This is a genomic window from Stenotrophomonas sp. STM01 (assembly GCF_014852135.1).
In the GTDB taxonomy this organism is placed as follows: Bacteria; Pseudomonadota; Gammaproteobacteria; order Xanthomonadales; family Xanthomonadaceae; genus Stenotrophomonas; species Stenotrophomonas capsici.
In genome coordinates this window covers 37,044-54,658 of the sequence record NZ_JACVBA010000001.1, presented here as the reverse complement: position 1 = coordinate 54,658, position 17,615 = coordinate 37,044, and the positions used below count along the sequence as shown (strand labels likewise).

Here is a 17,615-nt window from a genome sequence, read left to right as displayed (position 1 = left end):
ACGATGCGGAGGCACCCGTGCTCAGGACAGGATCAACAGCCCCGCCGGCAGGGACCGGGCCTTGAGCTCGAACGATTCCTGCAGCTGCAGCAGTGCCAGGTCCAGCGAGGCGATCTCGAAGCGGCCACTTACCGGCCGCTCGCCGGCAGCCTCGTTCATCAGCAGCACGCGGCCGTTGCGATAGCGGTTGATCTCGTCGATCACCTCGGACAGGCGCGCGTGGTCGAACACCAGCTTGCCGCTGCGCCACGCCGTGGCGGCTTCCAGGCTGACCGCGGCGGTATTGCCGATGGCATCGGCCTCGTACTGCACCTGCTGGCCGGCCATGAGCCCGCGCGTCCCGCCCGGGTGCTCCACGGTCACGGCACCGGCCACGCAGGTCACGCAGACCTTGCCATCGAGGTTGCGCACGTCGAAGCGGCCATTGTGGGCGCGGCTGCGGCCGCTACCGGCCAGCACGGTCACGCCCTGCCCGGCGCCGACATGCACCGAGGCTTCACCATTGATCAGTTCGACGGCGGGGTCGTTGCCGGCCTGTCGACGGATGCTGGTACGGGTGTTGAGGGTCACCTCCACGCCGTCGCCGACCGCGACCGTGCGCTGCTGGCCGGCGCCAGTGCGCTCATCGGCGCCCCATTCCTGGATCCCCGGCCACATGCCCAGTGGTGGCCGCACCGCAGCGACCGTGGCCACCACCGCGACACTGGCCGCCGCGCCCAGGAACGCACGCCGGTGGTAGAGCGGTACCGGCCGAGGGGGGGCCGGCACGGCGTCGGGGTGCTGCCGCAGCAACTCGCGGGCCGGAGCCTGGAGCAGGTCCCACCGCTGCTTGGCCGCCAGGTAGGCACGACGATGCGCCGCGCTGGACTGCACCCAGCGCTTGAAGCGCGCGCCATCGATTTCGCGTGCATCACCGGAATGCAGCAGGCGCAGCCACTGCCATGCCTGTGCCTCCAGATCATCACCGGAATGCGGCGCCCCCTGCTCGGGCGGTGGTGTCTTCATCGCGTCATATCCTACGGACAAACTCGGCTGGACGCAGGGTCAAACTGGATGCCTGCGCGTGCGCCCCGGGTCCCTCATGACGAGAGACGAACGGCGCCACCGGAAACCCGCATCATTTCTTTCCATCGTGCGCCGCGGCGTAGGCCGCCAGGCGCTGGTGCGCCTTCTGCAGTTCATATTCCACCGTCCGCAGCGACACACCCAGGCGCTGTGCCGCCGCCTTCTGGGTCAGCCCTTCGGCATGCACCAGCAGGGCCACCGCCCGCCGCCGCGCCGGCATGCGGTCCAGCAGTTCCATCAGCCCGGCCAGGTCCGAATGCACCTCGAAGGCGCGTGCCGGCTCCGGTGCCGGGTCGGCCACCCCGTCCAGCAGGGCATCGATCTCGGCCCCGGACAACATGCGGCTGTTGCGGCGCTGCACGTCGATGGCGATGTTCACCGCCATCCGCGTCAGGTAGGACGCCGGGTCACGCACGGCATCGATATCGCAGGCACCGTTGAGGCGCAGCCAGGTGTCATGCAGTGCGTCGCCGGCCAGCTCCCGGTTGCCGAGCCGGCGCACCAGGCGTTGCTTGAGCGCGGTGTAGTTCTGCCCAAAGTAGTCCAGCAGGCTGCCGGTACCCTGTACGTCTTCCATCAGCGTTCCCCCTGTCCAACGTCACATTGCGGGCCACCCGGGTCACTGGGCAGCACCACCATGGTCAAAGCCTCGCGCTGCAGCCGTGCAGGCGCGGTGCCAGGCACCCGCACGCCCATGAGGCGGCGCACCAGCGCGGCATCGCGGGCCGGATGGCCGGTGCCGTCCAGCAACGCCGCGTCACTCACCCGACCGTCCCCATCGATGCGGAACCGCAGCAGCGCCGTGTAACTGCCCGGCCGGGTCAACGGATCGCCGCACAGGCTGCGCCAGATGCTGGCCTGCGCCGCGCCGGCGTAGGCATTGCCGGCAAACAGCGGCGTCCCGATGCTGCCGGTGCCATTGCCCGGCCCTGCAACCGCTTTCAACACGAAGGTGCTGCCGCGTCCCGAACCTCGCCGGACCGCATGGAGCCCGGTACCCTGCAGCAGCATCTGCAGCGCGCTCTCCGGCGCGAACGCCCCCTGCACCGCGCTGGATCTACGCCCCACCAGCAGATCGCTGGGGAAGATCGCCGGGTAGCCGGTGATCTCGGCGTAGCGGTTCAAGGCTTCGTCCAGTGGCAGCGCCGGCAGGTCGAACACCGGATGCGTTTCGGCGCGTGCCTCGACACTGCCATTGCCAGGTTGCGCGCAGGCTTCATCGACGATGGCATGGGCAAGCGACATGACCAGCAACGCGGCGACGATCAGGTCACGGCCGCGCAAGCGCGCGCCGACCGCCCCGCCCCTGCCCATCGGCGGGGGTATCGATCCATTCCCGCTCACGCCATCCAGATCGCATGCGTCCACACTTCGTCAGGGGCCGGCACCCTTTGGTTGGGTCAAGAGCTTGTCAGCCGTTGATGACGGTTTGGCGACAACCCGGCTTCAGCGCGATCGTGCTCCCGGCACGCGCACGCCTCCCGTCATTGGACTTTCGCGGGCAGCTGCCCGGTGATGACCGACTGCTGCCGCCGGGACAACCCCGACAGTGCTTTGGCGTACGACCAGCCGATCAGTTCCTGCAGATAACCGGCGGGCACCGTAGCGACGTCGACGATGGTCACCCAGTGGAACCTGGCCATGTAGCGGGCCGGCTTGATGCCGGGCACATCGGTCAGCTCCAGGAACCGTTCGGAGGTGGTACGGAGGCTGAAGCGCCATCGCTCCGGCGCGCTGGTCTTGAAGTAGGCGAACTGGCGGCCCCCCACCTGGAACGCCAGCACGTTGCCCGGCGGCCCATGCAGTTTGACGGTCGCGCCCGAGTAGGCACTGCAGTGCTGCTTGACCTGTTCCACGTCCATCGGTGTTCTCCCGTGCATCTCAGGGGAATGGGGCACCACGACCGGCCGCCGTTCAGGCCGCCGCGGCGGCCACGTGCTGGATCGACAGCGCCAGGATGACCTGGGCCACGTAATAGAGCGGCAAGCCCCAGAGGCGATTGATGAAACGATGCGCCACGAAGCGGTCGCGCGCCACGGAAATGTCCGACACGGCGAACGCGATGGCCCCGACCGCGAGCAGCCAGTTGCCGGACGCCGCGCTCGCGGCGATCGCAAAGGCGCACATCGCGACGATGGCCAGCACATAGGCACCGACGGCAACGCGGTAGAACCCATCCAGATGCTTCCATAGCCAGGCAAGCACGCTGGCACCGATCACCGCCATGGCCGCCAGCCCGACCAGCAGCGCCGGCAACGGGACCCCGACCAACGAGAACGCCACCGAAAACGCCACGTGGGCCAGCAGGAAGCTGGTGATGCCGAGCAGGAAAAGCCGGTTCCGGTGTGACAGCAGGAACACGTCGCCCACCCAGCTGAGCACCAGCGCGGCGAGGATCACGCGCCCATAGGCCGAATGCACCGCATCGAGCTGCAGGGCCAGCGCGACGAATGCGGTGCTGGCGGTGATCTTGGAGATCGCCCGGCCCGGCCGCCATCCCCGGTACTCGCACACCACCAGGGCCGTGCACGCCGCAAGGCACGCAATGATCGTGATTCCCACACCGGTCAACATGAGCGTTCCTGCTGGAGGTCGTATGTAGCGCCCGCGGGACGGGCAAGGCCGGACAATCTACCAGCCCCGCCGGCGTTGGTGACGCCCGCAAGACGGCCTTTCTGGCGGGAACCCTGCGCCCGATCACCGGGCAGCGCGTCAGTCCCCGCGCAGCCCGCTCCGTTCAAGGAACGCAAGCAACTCCACCGGCGTGCGCACCCCGAGTTTGTGCATCACCCGCGAGCGGTGCACCTTGATGGTCTTCTCGGCAATGCCCAGGTCCCCGGCAATCTGCTTGTTGAGCCGGCCGGTCAGCAGGTAGGGCACCAGTTCCTTCTCGCGCGGCGTGAGCGTCTCGAACAGGGCCCTGGCGTCCTGGTGCTGGCGGGCGTTGCGATGCGCCGCCTCGTCCACGTCCAGGGCCTGGCGCACCGCCTGCAGCAATGCCTCCGCATCCACCGGTTTGGTCAGGAAGTCCATCGCGCCGGCCTTCATCGCGCGCACGCTGCTCTGGATATCGCCGTGGCCGGTAAGGAAGATCACCGGGCACCGCACCCCGTTCTCCTGCAGGCATGCCTGCAGCTCCAGGCCGGTCATCCCCGGCATGGCCAGGTCCAGCACGATGCAGGCGGGAATGCCGGGGTCGTGGCTGGCAAGGAACGCCTGCGTGGAGTGGCTGATCGCCACCCGGAAGCCTTCACTGCCCAGCAGGCGGGCCAGCGCCTTGCAGACATCCGGATCGTCATCCACCACATACACGAGGGATTCCATGGCTCAGCCTTGTGGCGGGAGATTGAAGGACACGCGCGCCCCCTTTGGCAGGACATTCTCCGCCTCGATGGTGCCGCCATGCGCGCGGATGATGGTGCGGCAGACCGCCAGGCCCATCCCAAGGCCGCTGGCCTTGGTCGTTTCGAACGGCGAGAAGATCTGCTCCTGCCTGCCTTCCGGGATTCCGCTACCGGCGTCGGTCACTTCCACGCGTGCCCCGCCCTGCCATGGCCGCGTGCGGATGCCCAGCACGGCCGCCTCGGTGGAGGACTGCATGGCGTCACAGCCGTTCATGATCAGGTTCACCAGTACCTGCTGCAGCTGGACGCGGTCGCCCATGCACGCGGGCACATCCTCGGCCAGGTCCAGCTCCAGCGTGACGCGCTGGTCATGCAGCTCGCTTCGCATCATCCGCACGCAGTCCGAGACGATCTCATTCACCGCCACCGGCGCATGCGCATAGGTCTCCTTGCGCAGGAAGCCGCGCATGCGGCCGATCACCTCGCTCGCACGGCGGTCGTTGTCGATGATGTCGGCCACGATCTCCTGGATCTCGGGCACGTCCACCGCATCGCGACGCAGCAGCCGTTGGGCAGCCTGCGCGTTGCTCAGGATCGCGGCCAGCGGCTGGTTGAGCTCATGCACCAGCGAGCCGGACAGTTCCCCCAGCGTGGTCACCCGCGACATATGCGCCAGGCAGGCGCGCTCGGTGGCCACCTCCTGCTCGGACCGAAGCCGCCGCAACTCGCTCTCCTGCAGTTCCATCACCATCCGCTGCGAGCGGATCAGCTCGCTCACCAGGCAATAGCTGGTGGTCACCACCACCAGCAGGAAGCCGCTTGCCGCCACCAACGGTGGACGCGGCAGCCCGAAGACCATCAGCACGGCCGACGCCACCATGATGCCCATCAGCACGAACCAGCTCCCGGCGACGATCAGCGCGGCACGGCGGTCGGGCCTGGGCTGCCGGACCGCGTGCAGGATGGTCTGGCCGATGTAGACCAGCACCAGCACATTGCTGAGTTGTCCCAGCGCCACTGCCGGGTTGGTCACGCCAATCGGGTGGGACACCGGGACGCCGAACCATACCGACCGGCCCACGTCCGTCACGGTCAGGAAGTTCAGGTTGTCGCCGACCAGGAAGTTCACCGCCAGCGCCAGCAGGCGCAGCGCAGCCGCGCCATAGGCGATGCGCACCGAGCCAAGGCCGAACCAGCGGTGCAGGATGTACAGCAGGGAAACCACCATCACGGTGATGGGCAGGTGCATCCAGCGCAGATAGGTCGCGATCTCCGCCGGCAGCCGCGCGGCATAGGAAGCGAGTTCGAGCAGGGCCAGGGCGGCGACGGACGCCGCAGCGAACGACAACGCCAGGTGCACCCGCTGGCCGGGACGCGCGATCCATATCACCGCATGTGCCAGGGCGACGATCAGGCTCGCACTCGCGAGCATGGGCCAGGCGAGTTCCATCCAGTTCATTGCGCGCCGGTCCGTTCTTCGTCCGCGGTGTTTTTAACACATCGGGCAGTGAACGAACTGCCCTTGGCCGGCCTCCGGAACACGCATGGAAGGACGCATTCACGTTCCCGTCCCGGCACCGGCGTAGGCCCAAGGGCCAATTGTCCGGGCGACGAGGTGCTACCTACCATCCCGCCCCATGCACTCCAGCGCCCTTCCCCTGCTGATCGCCATCGTCGACGACGACGATGGCATACGGGTCGCCCTCCGGCGCCTGCTGCGCTCGGCCGGGTTCGGGGTGCAGTCGTATGGCTCGGGCGGTGAATTCCTCGGCCAGGTGGCCGATGCCGTCCCGGACTGCCTGGTCCTGGACCTGCACATGCCGGGACAGAGCGGCTTCGAGGTGCTGCGTTCACTGGCCAACCGCCGGCCCGCGCTGCCGGTCGTCGTATTGACCGGCGATGACACGGCGGGGAACCGGCAACGCGCCCGTGCCAATGGTGCCTCGGCGTTCCTGGTCAAACCGGTGAACGACGAGACATTGATCGATGCCGTTGTCGCGGCAATCCAGAACCGCTCCCACGTTTAACCCACGGAAGCCCTTTCAATGAAGAATTCCCCCTGCCGGCACCGGCGGCCATCATGCGGCCTGCGGACGATGGCCATGCCATTGCTTGCCGTCGCCGCCCTGCTGCCACCCCAGGCACATGCCTCGTTCCTCAGCGGCGATGCGCTCGACAGCGCGGCCAACGTCATTTCCTGGTTCGCGCTGGTGATCGTCCCGGTGGTCCTGGTCACGGTGTTCTGGCTCGTGCATATCCTGCCCGAGAAGATCGCCGAACAACGCCGCCACCCCCAGCTTGCGGCGATCAAGGTGCTGTGCCTGCTCTCGCTTTTCTTCGGCGGGCTGCTGTGGCCGCTGGCCTGGCTGTGGGCGTACACCAAGCCGGTGTTCCACAAGTTCGCCTACGGCACCGACGTCGCCGACCACCCCGACCATGGGCAAGCGCTCACCCCGCTGCATGACGCCGGCATCGAACACCATCACGCGCGCGCCGCCGACGCAACGCAGGACGACCCTGGCGAGGATCTGGACGCGCTTCGCGGCCGCATCCGCACGCTGGAAGCGGCGCTGGCCGCCAGCACGGCCCGTGCGGGCGACCAAGCCACTACTGGAGAGTGACACCGTGGAAATCATCCTGCTCCTGATCTACTCGTTCTTCGTCTGGCTGATCTTCTTCAAGTTCAAGTGGCTGGCGTGGAACTTCGTTTCGCAGATCATCGTGGTGTCGTTGCCGGTGTTCGCGCTGACGGCGATGATCCTGATCCTGAACGTCGTCGCGCCGTCCTCCTCGGACATCCGCGTGGTCAACTATGTCGTCCAGATCGTGCCGCGCGTGGCCGGTCGGGTCATCGAGGTCCCGGTCGAAGCCAATCGCCCGGTGAAGAAGGGCGACGTGCTGTTCCGCATCGACCCGGTGCCTTTCCAGCAGGAGCTCTCCGCGCTGGAGGCGAAGGTCCCCGAGCTGTCGGCCAAGCTGGACACCGCGCAGGCCTACCAGCGCGAGCTCGACGAACAGTTGAAGTCGGCGCGTTCGGCGCAGGCCGCGGTGGCATCGCGGTTGAAGCTGGCCGAGTTGCGCGAAGGCCAGACCGCGGAGCTGGCCCGGATCGGCGCGGGCCCGAAGTTCGATCACGAGCAGGCACAGGCCGAAGCGGCCAGCCTGCGCGCCGAGCTGACCTCCACCTCCGCGCAGATGGCCCAGGTGCAGCAGAAGCTGTCCGCGCGGACCAGTGACGGTGAGCTTTCCGAGGTGGCGCAGGCACGCGCCGCCCTGCAGCAGTTGGACGCGCAGATCGTGCAGGCACGTTGGCAGCTGGACCAGACCATCGTGCGGGCACCGTCTGATGGTTCGGTGGTCAACCTCCAGCTGCGCGAAGGCTCGTATGCAGCCAACCTGCCGCTGACCCCGGTGATGAGCTTCGTCGAGCAGGAGCAGTGGGTGCTGGCGATGTATGCCCAGAACGAGCTGGGCAACATCGCCCCCGGCAACGAGGCCGAGATCGCACTGAAGACCCAGCCCAACCGCATCATCAAGTGCAAGGTCGACTCGGTGGTCTGGGCATCGGGCACCGGCCAGATGCCGATCAGCGGGATGATCCCGCAGCCGGGTGACCAGCCCATTCCCACCGGGCGCATCGCCGTGCGGTTGCGGCCGGCCGGCAAGGACACGGACCTGCTGCTGGCCATGGGCGCGCAGGGACAGGGCGCCATCTACACCGAACACGGCAAGCTGCTGCACATGGTCCGCAAGGTGATGATCCGGGTCAGCTCGAAGCTTGACTGGCTGGTCCTCAAACTGCATTGAGCCCTCACATGACCGACATTTCCCGCTCCCCCCTCACCCGCGCCTCGCACGTGGCGGTGGCCTGCCTGCTTGCCGCCCTCTCCGGTTGCGCCGTGCTGCCCGAGCCCACCCCCAGCCAGGTCCAGTCCGAGGCGTTGGGCCATGTCGACATTCCCGACGCGTGGGCATCGTCCGCCGCGTCGGCGGAGGTGATCGACGGCTGGCTGGCCAGCTTCAACGACCCGGCATTGACGCAGCTGGTGCAGGAAGCACTGGCGAACAACCCGGACCTGCAGATTGCCGCGGCACGCCTGGAGCAGTCCAACGCCCAGCTGGAGATCGCCCAGGCCCAGCTCAAGCCCGGCATCGGCGTGCTGGGCCGCGCCGGCACCAAGCCGGTATCGGACCTGGTGCCGCTGTTCAGCGGCGCCATGCTGCGGCTGTCATGGGAGATCGACCTGTGGGGCCGCCTCCGCTACGGGCGCAACGCGGCAATGGCCGCCCGCGATGCAAGCAGTGCGGACTATCAGTTCGCGCAGCAATCGCTGGCCGCCGGCGTGGCGCGGGCCTGGTTCGTGGCCTGCGAAACCGGGCAGCAGAAGGCGCTCGCCGACCGGATGGTGACCTCGGCGCAGGCGCTGCTGGAGCTGGCCGAGCAGCGGCGGCGCATTGGCGCCGGTGACGAAAGCGACGTCATCGCCGCGCGCGCAAGCCTGAGCGACTACGAGAACGCCCGGCAACAGGTCGAGCTGGCCCATCTCCAATCGCGGCGTGCGCTGGAGCTGCTGCTGGGACGCTACCCGGGAGCCAACCTGGCCTCGGGCACCGGACTTCCCACGTTCCCGGGACCGGTTCCGTCCGGCATCCCGATGGATGTGCTCAACCGGCGGCTCGACGTGCAGGCCGCGGAGCGACGGGTCGCGGCCGCCTTCGACAGGGTCGGTGAGGCCAAGGCCTCGATGCTGCCCTCACTCTCGCTGTCGGCCGGCTACGGCCGGCTCAGCAACGAGGTGCTGGAAACCCGCAGTGGCCTTGAGCAGACCCTGTCCAGCGTGACCGGCACCACCACGGTGCCGGTGTATGCCGGCGGCGCGCTCAGCGGGCAGGTGACGCTGCGCACCGCCGAACAGAAGCAGGCCGTCGCCGACTATTCCCGCAAGGCATTGGCGGCACTGGGCGAGGTGGAGGACGCGCTCAGCGCAGAGCGCATCCTCGGCGAGCGCGAAAGCACCCTCAAGGCCACCCGGGCGGCGACCCAGGAAGCGTTGCAGTTGGAGCAGTCGGCCTACCGCGTCGGCAAATCCGACCTGCGCGCGGTGAACCAGCGCCAGCTGGCCCTGCATGCCGCCGACGTCGCGTTGATCGCGCTGCAGAGTGACCGCCTGACCCGCCGCGTCGACCTGTACCTGGCGCTGGGCGGCAGCTTCGATACCGCCACCGGCGTCATCACCTCGGCATCTGCGGCAGGAGCGGAGTGATCATCCGTGCGGTTGCCAGGCAACCGGACGGTGCTACCGGCCGGCGCTGCGGGGCAACGCGCTTCAGCGGTTGCGTGGCCCGGCGTTCAATACCTGCATCCAGGCCTGGAAGCCCTCCAGGAATGTGCCCAGGCGCTTCTGGGTCGCAGCGTCGAATGCACCGGTTTCCGCGTCGCTGGCCTTGGCCGCCTCGGCAACGTACAGCTGCGGCGCCGTCATCGTGAGCGCCCCCATCGCCGCAAGGGCATGGCGGAGCTGCGACTGGGCGACCCGCGTCCCCCACCGGCCGGGCGTCGCGCCCATGATCGCCGCCGGCTTGCCGGACAACACTTCGCCGTACTCGGCGTCCTTGCGCGAAAGCCAGTCCAGCGTGTTCTTGAGGACGCCCGGCAACGACTGGTTGTACTCCGGGGTCGAGATCAGCACGCCATCGGCCGCGACGATCGCCGCGCGCAACTGCTTCACCCCGTCCGGCCCGCCGTGGGTCTCGGCTTCCAGGTCCTCGTCGAACAACGGCACCTCCGCGATGGTGTCGTAGACGGTCAGGCGAATGCCGGCCGGCGCAGCGGCTGCCGCTGCGTCCAGCAGGCGGCGGTTGTAACTGTGCCGGCGCAGGCTTCCGGCAAACGCCAGTACGTGGAAGGGAGTGTGCTCATCGGACATCGGGGAACTCCGTGGAATGGTCACGGCAACAGAACCACGCCGGCCATCCACCCGGCAAGCCCCCTCGTCATCGGCGAATCAGGACACGCGATGTGGACATGGTCCTGCCACGGATACGGTCTCAGTTGCTGCCGAGCCGGGTGAAGTCCTCGATCTCGTCCAGCCAGAGCAGTTGCACGCCTTCGCCTGGCACGTCGATCGGCACCTGTCCGTTCGTCCCCTCTTCTTCCTGCGGTCCGCGGAACTGCTGGACCGCAGGACGCTCGGTCACCGTGCCGGTGATTACCCGGCCATCCTTCATCCGCAACGCAACGACCAGCTCCGCGTCCAGTGCCAGCTGCAACGCCTTCAGATGTTCGATTTCCAGCTGCGCGGTATGCACGCGGGGCGCAGTCCTGGCCATGGGCTTCTCCGGGCCGTTGATAGGCGCACCCTAGGCGCCATCGCGCTAAACGCGGATGAAACCTTTGTGCACACCCTTTCACCTCACACGCCTGGGCGCTGTACGCGCAGGTATCGCCACATTCTGCCGACGGCGACGGCGTGCACGGATATCCGTGGGGATCAGGCTTCCTTCAGGTGCAGCAGCGGGAACGGATTGCCCTGCCCGTCCAACGGCGAACGCCCCGACACGACGAAGCCATTGGCGAGATAGAAGGCGATGGCGCGCGGGTTCTGCTCGTTGACGTCCAGTTCCAGTGCCCCTTTCAACGCGCGTGCGTGCGCGAGCAACTGCCTGCCGCCGCCCTGGCGGAAGCGGGTGGGCGACACGAACAGGGCTTCGACCTTGTTGCCATCCAGGCCCATGAAGCCGATGGGTGCGTCAGCGTCATCGCTGGCGACCCAGACTTCCAGGTGGGGCAGCGCCTGATCGCGCACGATCGGCAGCAGTGCCTGGATATCCTGCTCGGACAGGAACGCATGCGTGGCGCGCACGGACTGCTCCCAGATCACGAGCAAGGCCGGGAGGTCATCATGTTGCAGGGGTCGAATGCGCACGAACAGGAGGCTCCAGGGAGGCCGCATATCCTACCGTTTCCGGCCTTCCTTGCAGCGGCAGCGGAGGCGTTGCGCGGATGCGAACCCTCCACCCGGCACCCGCGGCTGGACTGCTGCTCAGGCCGCGGGAAACACCAGTGAGCGGTGCACCTGCGCGCCGGCCCATGCCCCATCCCCGACCGCCAACGACACCGAATGCGGCACACGGGCGGTATCACCGCAGGCGAATACACCGGGAAGTCCGGTCTGCTTGGTCTCATCGACCTGGATCTGCGTGCCCATCGGCGTACTGGCCAGCGGGCAGCCCAGCCGCTCGGCCAGCGGGGTGGATGGCGCGTTCAACGGTGCCGTGAACAGGCCCGCGAACGTCAGCCGGCGGCCATCCACCAGCACCACGTCGGCCTCACTCTCGATGCGGGCGACCGGCGTCGACTCGATCCGTACACCGCGTTGCTGCAGCGCTTCCCGCGCCGCGGCATCGGGTTCCACGGCGTTGTTCAACAACAGCGTCACCTCGCCCCACTCCGGCAGCAGCTGCGCCTGGTGCAACGACATCGGGTTGACCGCGATCACCCCGATGCGGCCCATCGCCAGCTCGTAGCCGTGGCAGTACGGGCAATGGAAAACGCTGCGTCCCCAGCGCGCCTGCAGGCCCTCGATCTCGGGCAAGGCATCGGAAACGCCCGTGGCCAGCACGAGGCGCCGCGCGCCGAACTGGCCCGAGCGCGCGGTGCTGACCACGAACGCGTCATGCGTGCCGGCGGCATCGACAGCCTCGTCCTCGCACCAGGACAGGCTCGGGTACGCCTGCAACTGTGCGCGGGCGATACGGGCGATCTCGGCCGGATCGGCGCCGTCCTGCGCCAGGAAACCATGCGAATGCGACGCCATGCGGTTGCGACGCTGGCCGGCATCGATGACCAACACGCTGCGCCGTGCGCGTACCAGTTGCAGTGCCGCGGCCATGCCGGCGTAACTGCCACCCACGATGATGACGTCGTACTGCTTCATTGCCTTGCTCCCTTGTATGCGGCATGCCGGCGCGCGAAATCCTCGGCCAGGTCGGCCAGCGAAACCGCCGCGAATCGCTCCAGCAGCAGTGCTTCGGCATCCGCGAACGCGGTGTCCAGGGCTGCATTGACCGCCTGTTCCACCAGGCACTCAGGGTGCTCGCTGCGGTTGCCGATGGCGAACAGCGCAGGCTCGCCCAGCGCATCGTGCAACTCGCGCAGGCTGACCTTTCGCAGGTCCGCGGTGATCCGCCAGCCGCCGGCATGACCGCGTTCGGCGGCAACCAACCCGGCGTCACGCAGCAGCCCCATGGTGCGGCGGACCACCACCGGGTTGGTGCGCAGGCACTGCCCCAGCGCTTCGGACGTCATGGGGGTTGCCTGCTCGGCCATGTGCAATAGGGCATGCAGAACGGAGGAAAGGCGGCTGTCTCGCTTCATGTAACTTATGTTGTTACATATTGAACGGGACGTCAAACCGTCCCGCGTTCATCCGCCGCGATGAACGCCACGACCTGGGTTACAACCTCCGGATCCTCGAGCAAGCGCCGATGGCCCAGTCCCTGCGTGGTATGCAGCCGCGCCCCCGGCCAGGTCGCGGCGATGGCAGCGCCCTCGGCATGCGCCACCTCACGGTCGTCGCGGTCATGCACCACCAACAGGCGGCCCACCGGCGTCACCTGCGGCAAGCCGGTCACGTCGAACGCGGGCCAGCGGCGTCCCAGCCGTTGTTGTACATCGGCCTCGAACCGCGCCAGGGCCCGTGCATCCGCACCCAAGGCACGCGCGAACGGCGCGATGGCTTCCTGCGGCCGGGCAAAGGGAGCAATGAACGCCAGCCGCGCCGGCATGCCGAGCCCTTCGCGCAGTGCCAGGGTCGCGGCAGTGCATCCACCGGAGTGCGCGACGAGGCCAACCAGCGGGTCCACCCCAGCGGTGACCTTTCCAATGGCGGCGGCGATTTCGACGAAGCTGACCCGTCGCCCACCCCAGTGGCTCGGCCCGGAGCTGCCATGCGCCGGCGCGTCAAACGCGAGCACTCGCAGACCGGCCGCGCACAGCGGTGCGACGAAGGCATGCATCTGTCCGGCGTTGCCGCCCCAGCCATGCATCAGCAAGACCGCTGGGCCGCTGCCCCACGACCATACCGCCACGCGGTTTCCGTCCACGTCGACATCATGCCGCTGGCCGGCCTCCAGGCGGGCCAGCGCGGCGGGCTTGGGCCGGGTCTGCGGGGCGGTGAACCACAACCGCGCCATCAGCCGCGCCGCCAGCGCCGGGCTCACCCATCCCGCCAGACGCATGCACGCGCGCATCGCCGCCAACCGCCAGTCTGCGTCGGCACGCCGACGTGGTGATTTACGAACGACCGTACTATTTTTGTCGTGCACGGAATCCATGGCGCTACTCCTCGAGCCTCAGCGGGCGTTGCGGGGGGGAATGAAGGGAGTGATCAGGCGCTCGAAGGCACGTAGCCCGCGCATGCGCGCCTCGGTGTAGTCGAACAGGCCGGAGTCGTGGTGCAGCACCATCGCAAAGCCGGTGATCTCGAACGCCAGTTGCGCCGGGTCGGTATCGACGGCGAGTTCGCCCGCGGACACGGCCTGGTCGATCACCCGCGACAGGTAGCCGCGCCATCTCGCCTGCTGGCGTGCCAGGTGCGCGCGGACCGGCCCCGGCTGGTCATCGAATTCGCTGGCTGCCGCGGTGAACAGGCAGCCGCCGCCAGTGCGCTCATGGCGGATCCAGTCGAACCAGCGATCAACGATGGCACGCAGCTGCGGCAACCCCGCCGGCTGCAGCGCCGCCGGCTCGATCACCTGCTGCACGAACCGCTGCGCGGTGGTGTCCAGCACCGCCAGTTGCAGGTCCTCGCGGGAGCCGAAATGGGCGAACACGCCGCTCTTGGACATGCCAACCGCATCGGCCAACACGCCGATGGTGAGCCCATCCAACCCGTTGACCCGCGCCAGGGCGCACGCCGTGCCCAGGATCACCTCCCGGGTCGCCGCACCTTTGCCTACTGTCGTCTGCCTGACCATGCGACAAATAAAAGCACAACCGTTCTTTTCATGCAAACACGGGCACGCAACCACGGCTTGCTACCGCCCTGCCCGTAAGGCTGCCCGCCATATATCCTGCATTGACCCTTTGCATCCGTGCCGGCCCTCACTCAACGTCGGTGCGGACGGCCCTTCCTCTACATGCCTGTTTGATGCCCTCCGTGACCACCCTTGCCCTGATTACCGACGCCACCAGCCTCGACGACGACTACGACATGCCGCCACTGCGCGATGCCTGCCAGGCCCTGGCGCTGGATGTCCGCATCTGCAACTGGGATGACCCGGACCAGGACTGGTCCCGCTTCAGCCATATCGTGCTGCGCTCTCCCTGGGACTACACCCGCCGTCCCGACGCCTTCCTGGGCTGGTGCGCGCACGTCAGCAAGGTCAGCCGGCTGGTGAACCCGCTGCCGGCCGTGCGCTGGTCGCTGGACAAGCATTACCTGGCAGACCTGGCCAGGGCCGGCGTGGCAGTGATTCCCAGCACCTTCATCGAATCGAAGGCATCGGCGCAGACGATGCTCGACGCGTTCCTGCAGGCGCACCCCGGCCTGGATGAACTCGTCGTCAAGCCAACGGTCGGTGCATCCTCGCGCAATGTGCGGCGGTTCCTGCGCGCCGGTGCGATGCAGGCACTGCAGCACGCAGAGACCCTGCTGGGTGCGGGCCACAGCGTCATCCTGCAGCCGTATCTGGCATCGATCGAACGGCAGGGCGAGACCGACCTGGTCTACATCAACGGCATCTATAGCCACGCGATCCGCAAGGCCGCGCTGCTGGCCCGCGACGGCACCACCAACGCCCCGACCCTGGGATTCCTTTCCGCATGCGAGGCGACCGCGACCGAACGCGCACTGGCCAGTGCCGCGCTGCAGGCAGCAAGCCGCACCCTCGGCCTCGATGCGCCGTTGCTGTATGCCCGGGTCGACCTGATCCATGCCGACGACGGCCAGCCACAGCTGCTGGAACTGGAGATCCTCGAACCGTCGTTGTCCTTTCCGTTGGCCGAAGGCAGTGCGATGCGCTTTGCCCGGGCCCTCGCCGGATTGGACTGAGCGCGTCGGCGTTACCTGACTGCGCCGGCGCCTGGACGCAATGCTGACCCTGCCCGGCTCAGTCCAGCACCCGGCCTTCGGACAACTGCACGACCTGCTGGCCGAACACCTCCATGTCCTCCGGGTCATGGCTGATCAGGAGCATGGGAATGCCGGTGCGGTCCAGCACCGCTTCCAGCTCCCGGCGCAGATGGCTGCGCAGGGTGTGATCCAACGCGGCGAACGGCTCGTCGAGCAGCAGTGCACCCGGGCCCGTGACCAAGGCCCGCGCCAGCGCGGTGCGCTGGCGTTGCCCACCCGAGATCTGGTCCGGGTACTGGTCGCCCAGATGGTCGATGCGAAACGCCTGCAGCCACTGTTCAACCCTCGGATCGCGCGCGCCACGGCGTGGATTGAGCCAGCCCGCGTGCAGGCCGAAGGCCACGTTCTGGCGCACGCTCAGGTGCGGGAACAACGCGTAGTCCTGAAAGACATAGCCCAGCCCCCGCCGTTGCGGCGGCACATGCGTGTGACCGGCGGCGTCGAACAATGTCTTCCCGTGCACCCGCACATGCCCCCGCTCCGGCCGCAACAGGCCGGCCACGGCCTTGAGCGTGAGGCTCTTGCCAGCGCCGGACGGGCCAAACAGCACCACCCGCTGCTGGGAGCAACGCAGCGCCACCTGCAATGCGAACGCGGATGTGCCCGAACCAAACCGCTGCCCGATATCCAGGTCAAGCCACATCACGCAGCCCTCCCTGACGGCCGCGCGCCAGGCGTGCGGCAAGCAGCAGGACCACGATGCAGACCACCGAGGTCAGCAGCACCAAGGCATTGGCCCGTCCGTCATTGCCCGCCTGTACGGCTTCGTAGATGGCGATGGACAACGTCTGGGTACGGCCGGGGATGCTGCCGGCCACCATGATGGTCGCGCCGAACTCGCCCATCGCACGCGCGAACGCCAGCAGCAGCCCGGCCAGGATGCCGCGCCACGCCAATGGCAACGTCACCCGCAGGAACAACGCAATCCCGGAAACACCCAGCGTGCGACCAGCCTGCTCCAGTTGCGGGTCGACGCCCTCAAACGCCGCCCGCGCAGGTTTGAATACCAGTGGCAGCGAAGCGATGGCCGCGGCGATCACCGCGCCCTGCCAGGTGAACACCAGGTTGATGCCGAATACCTCCTGCAGCCAGGCGCCGAGGGGACCGTTCCGGCCCACCAGCACCAGCAGGTAGTACCCGAGCACCGTGGGCGGCAGTACCATCGGCAGCGTCAGCAGCGTGTCCAGCAGTTCACGCCCGGGAAATCGCCGGCGTGCCAGCAAGGCCCCCAATGCGACGCCGACGACCAGGTTGATCGCCGTGGCCCATCCGGCCACCTTCAATGACAGCCACAGCGCGCTCCAGTCCAGGTCCATCGATCAAGGGCTGCCGAAGCCATGGCGCTGCAGGATCGCCTGCCCTGCCGCCGAACGCACGTAGGCAATGAAGCGCTGGGCCTGCGCGGCCTTGCTGCTTCCCTTCACCTGCGCCAGGGGATAGCTGATGTCGCCATCGACAGGCACCTGGAAAGCGCGTTGCACCCGGTCGGGCATCGCCTGCGCGTCGGTGGCGTACACAAACCCGGCGTCAACCTCCCCACGCGCCACGTAGTCCAGCGACTGGCGCACATTCTGGGTGGTGATCACCTTGGCCTGCAGTGCCGACCACAGCCCGGCCTGTTGCAGCGCGCCGCGTGCGTAGCGTCCCACCGGGACGCTGTCCGGATTGCCGATGGCGATGCGCTCGAAGCCGGCGCCCGCCAACGCCGCCAGGTTGGCGGGCCGCTGCCGGGCCTGCGGCGGCACCACCACCCACAGGCTGTTGTGCGCGAACACCTGGCGGGTACCCGGCTCCAGCAGCCCCTGGGTCGCCGCCTGGTCCATCGTGGCCTGGTCCGCCGAGGCGAACACATCCACCGGCGCGCCACGTGCGATCTGCTGCAACAACACGCCGGAGGCAGCGAAGTTCAGGTCCACCCTGGTGCCGGGGTGGGCCTTCTCGTAGGCCACCGCGATCTCGCGGAAGCTCTCGGTCAGGCTGGATGCCGCCGATACGGTCAGGTCCTCGGCCGACGCGGTGGCGCTGGTGAACAACAGCAGGCAGGCAAGCCAGGTGCGGATCATGTGCGGTT

General features: G+C 68.0%; 22 protein-coding genes. 5 read left to right on the top strand and 17 right to left on the bottom strand.

The annotated features are described in order from the left end of the window. Positions 1 to 21: 21 nt before the first annotated feature. The 7 genes from IB227_RS00290 to IB227_RS00260 all read right to left on the bottom strand — a co-directional run bounded on the left by IB227_RS00290 (position 22) and on the right by IB227_RS00260 (position 5,841). Positions 22 to 1,005, bottom strand: coding sequence for a FecR domain-containing protein (locus tag IB227_RS00290; RefSeq protein WP_192285701.1), 984 nt, complete (start codon positions 1,003 to 1,005; stop codon positions 22 to 24). 112 nt (positions 1,006 to 1,117) lie between these two features. Beyond that, entirely contained in the window at positions 1,118 to 1,642 is a 525-nt protein-coding gene (locus IB227_RS00285; RefSeq protein WP_192285699.1) for an RNA polymerase sigma factor, read from the bottom strand. Beyond that, on the bottom strand, positions 1,642 to 2,379 hold the full coding sequence (locus IB227_RS00280; RefSeq protein ID WP_192285697.1) for a secretin and TonB N-terminal domain-containing protein: 738 nt from the start codon (positions 2,377 to 2,379) through the stop codon (positions 1,642 to 1,644). Before IB227_RS00280 ends, IB227_RS00285 begins: the two co-directional genes overlap by 1 nt. A gap of 170 nt (positions 2,380 to 2,549) precedes the next feature. Then, the gene (locus IB227_RS00275; protein WP_192285695.1) at positions 2,550 to 2,927 is read right to left on the bottom strand and encodes an MmcQ/YjbR family DNA-binding protein; all 378 of its coding nucleotides are present in this window, start codon (positions 2,925 to 2,927) and stop codon (positions 2,550 to 2,552) included. Between the two features lie 52 nt (positions 2,928 to 2,979). Continuing rightward, positions 2,980 to 3,639: a lysoplasmalogenase gene (locus IB227_RS00270; protein WP_192285693.1), complete on the bottom strand. Its 660-nt coding sequence runs from the start codon at positions 3,637 to 3,639 to the stop codon at positions 2,980 to 2,982. Between the two features lie 138 nt (positions 3,640 to 3,777). Continuing rightward, positions 3,778 to 4,389 carry a response regulator gene (locus tag IB227_RS00265; protein WP_192285691.1) on the bottom strand — a complete coding sequence of 204 codons (612 nt, stop codon included), beginning with the start codon at positions 4,387 to 4,389 and terminating at the stop codon, positions 3,778 to 3,780. Positions 4,390 to 4,392: 3 nt separating this feature from the next. Next, on the bottom strand, positions 4,393 to 5,841 hold the full coding sequence (locus IB227_RS00260; RefSeq protein ID WP_192285689.1) for an ATP-binding protein: 1,449 nt from the start codon (positions 5,839 to 5,841) through the stop codon (positions 4,393 to 4,395). Between the two features lie 205 nt (positions 5,842 to 6,046). Here IB227_RS00260 and IB227_RS00255 point away from each other — a divergent pair, with 205 nt between their 5' ends. From IB227_RS00255 to IB227_RS00240, 4 genes are all read left to right on the top strand, one after another. Further along, a complete protein-coding gene (locus IB227_RS00255) occupies positions 6,047 to 6,436 on the top strand; it encodes a response regulator (protein WP_192285687.1) in 390 nt (129 codons plus the stop codon). Between the two features lie 75 nt (positions 6,437 to 6,511). After that, on the top strand, positions 6,512 to 7,030 hold the full coding sequence (locus IB227_RS00250) for a DUF3302 domain-containing protein (RefSeq protein ID WP_225591542.1): 519 nt from the start codon (positions 6,512 to 6,514) through the stop codon (positions 7,028 to 7,030). Positions 7,031 to 7,034: 4 nt separating this feature from the next. After that, positions 7,035 to 8,216 (top strand): HlyD family secretion protein, encoded by a 1,182-nt coding sequence (locus IB227_RS00245; protein ID WP_192285685.1) that lies wholly within the window; start codon positions 7,035 to 7,037, stop codon positions 8,214 to 8,216. Positions 8,217 to 8,224: 8 nt separating this feature from the next. Next, complete coding sequence (locus IB227_RS00240; RefSeq protein WP_192285683.1) at positions 8,225 to 9,673, top strand: efflux transporter outer membrane subunit; 1,449 nt, start codon at positions 8,225 to 8,227, stop codon at positions 9,671 to 9,673. A 63-nt stretch (positions 9,674 to 9,736) separates the two neighbouring features. Here IB227_RS00240 and IB227_RS00235 read toward each other — a convergent pair whose 3' ends face one another. From IB227_RS00235 to IB227_RS00205, 7 genes are all read right to left on the bottom strand, one after another. After that, positions 9,737 to 10,336 (bottom strand): NADPH-dependent FMN reductase, encoded by a 600-nt coding sequence (locus IB227_RS00235; RefSeq protein ID WP_192285681.1) that lies wholly within the window; start codon positions 10,334 to 10,336, stop codon positions 9,737 to 9,739. A 121-nt stretch (positions 10,337 to 10,457) separates the two neighbouring features. Continuing rightward, positions 10,458 to 10,739 (bottom strand): DUF3247 family protein, encoded by a 282-nt coding sequence (locus tag IB227_RS00230; protein WP_192285679.1) that lies wholly within the window; start codon positions 10,737 to 10,739, stop codon positions 10,458 to 10,460. A 161-nt stretch (positions 10,740 to 10,900) separates the two neighbouring features. Beyond that, the gene (locus IB227_RS00225) at positions 10,901 to 11,362 is read right to left on the bottom strand and encodes an acetyltransferase (protein WP_192285677.1); all 462 of its coding nucleotides are present in this window, start codon (positions 11,360 to 11,362) and stop codon (positions 10,901 to 10,903) included. Positions 11,363 to 11,452: 90 nt separating this feature from the next. Beyond that, a complete protein-coding gene (locus IB227_RS00220; RefSeq protein ID WP_192285675.1) occupies positions 11,453 to 12,346 on the bottom strand; it encodes an NAD(P)/FAD-dependent oxidoreductase in 894 nt (297 codons plus the stop codon). Next, positions 12,343 to 12,786 carry an Rrf2 family transcriptional regulator gene (locus tag IB227_RS00215; protein WP_192285673.1) on the bottom strand — a complete coding sequence of 148 codons (444 nt, stop codon included), beginning with the start codon at positions 12,784 to 12,786 and terminating at the stop codon, positions 12,343 to 12,345. Before IB227_RS00215 ends, IB227_RS00220 begins: the two co-directional genes overlap by 4 nt. 32 nt (positions 12,787 to 12,818) lie before the next feature. Then, on the bottom strand, positions 12,819 to 13,745 hold the full coding sequence (locus IB227_RS00210) for an alpha/beta fold hydrolase (RefSeq protein ID WP_192285670.1): 927 nt from the start codon (positions 13,743 to 13,745) through the stop codon (positions 12,819 to 12,821). An 18-nt stretch (positions 13,746 to 13,763) separates the two neighbouring features. Continuing rightward, positions 13,764 to 14,342, bottom strand: a complete 579-nt coding sequence (locus tag IB227_RS00205) for a TetR/AcrR family transcriptional regulator (protein ID WP_318639515.1) — start codon at positions 14,340 to 14,342, stop codon at positions 13,764 to 13,766. A 227-nt stretch (positions 14,343 to 14,569) separates the two neighbouring features. On the opposite strand from IB227_RS00205, the gene IB227_RS00200 reads away from it, so the two are divergent. Then, positions 14,570 to 15,463, top strand: coding sequence for a hypothetical protein (locus tag IB227_RS00200; protein ID WP_192285666.1), 894 nt, complete (start codon positions 14,570 to 14,572; stop codon positions 15,461 to 15,463). Between the two features lie 58 nt (positions 15,464 to 15,521). Here IB227_RS00200 and IB227_RS00195 read toward each other — a convergent pair whose 3' ends face one another. The 3 genes from IB227_RS00195 to modA are packed head-to-tail and all read right to left on the bottom strand — an operon-like array spanning position 15,522 to position 17,607. Beyond that, positions 15,522 to 16,187, bottom strand: coding sequence for an ATP-binding cassette domain-containing protein (locus tag IB227_RS00195; protein ID WP_192287226.1), 666 nt, complete (start codon positions 16,185 to 16,187; stop codon positions 15,522 to 15,524). Then, on the bottom strand, positions 16,177 to 16,860 hold the full coding sequence (gene modB, locus IB227_RS00190; RefSeq protein WP_192285664.1) for a molybdate ABC transporter permease subunit: 684 nt from the start codon (positions 16,858 to 16,860) through the stop codon (positions 16,177 to 16,179). Before modB ends, IB227_RS00195 begins: the two co-directional genes overlap by 11 nt. A gap of 3 nt (positions 16,861 to 16,863) precedes the next feature. After that, positions 16,864 to 17,607: a molybdate ABC transporter substrate-binding protein gene (modA, locus tag IB227_RS00185; protein ID WP_192285656.1), complete on the bottom strand. Its 744-nt coding sequence runs from the start codon at positions 17,605 to 17,607 to the stop codon at positions 16,864 to 16,866. Positions 17,608 to 17,615 lie beyond the last annotated feature (8 nt).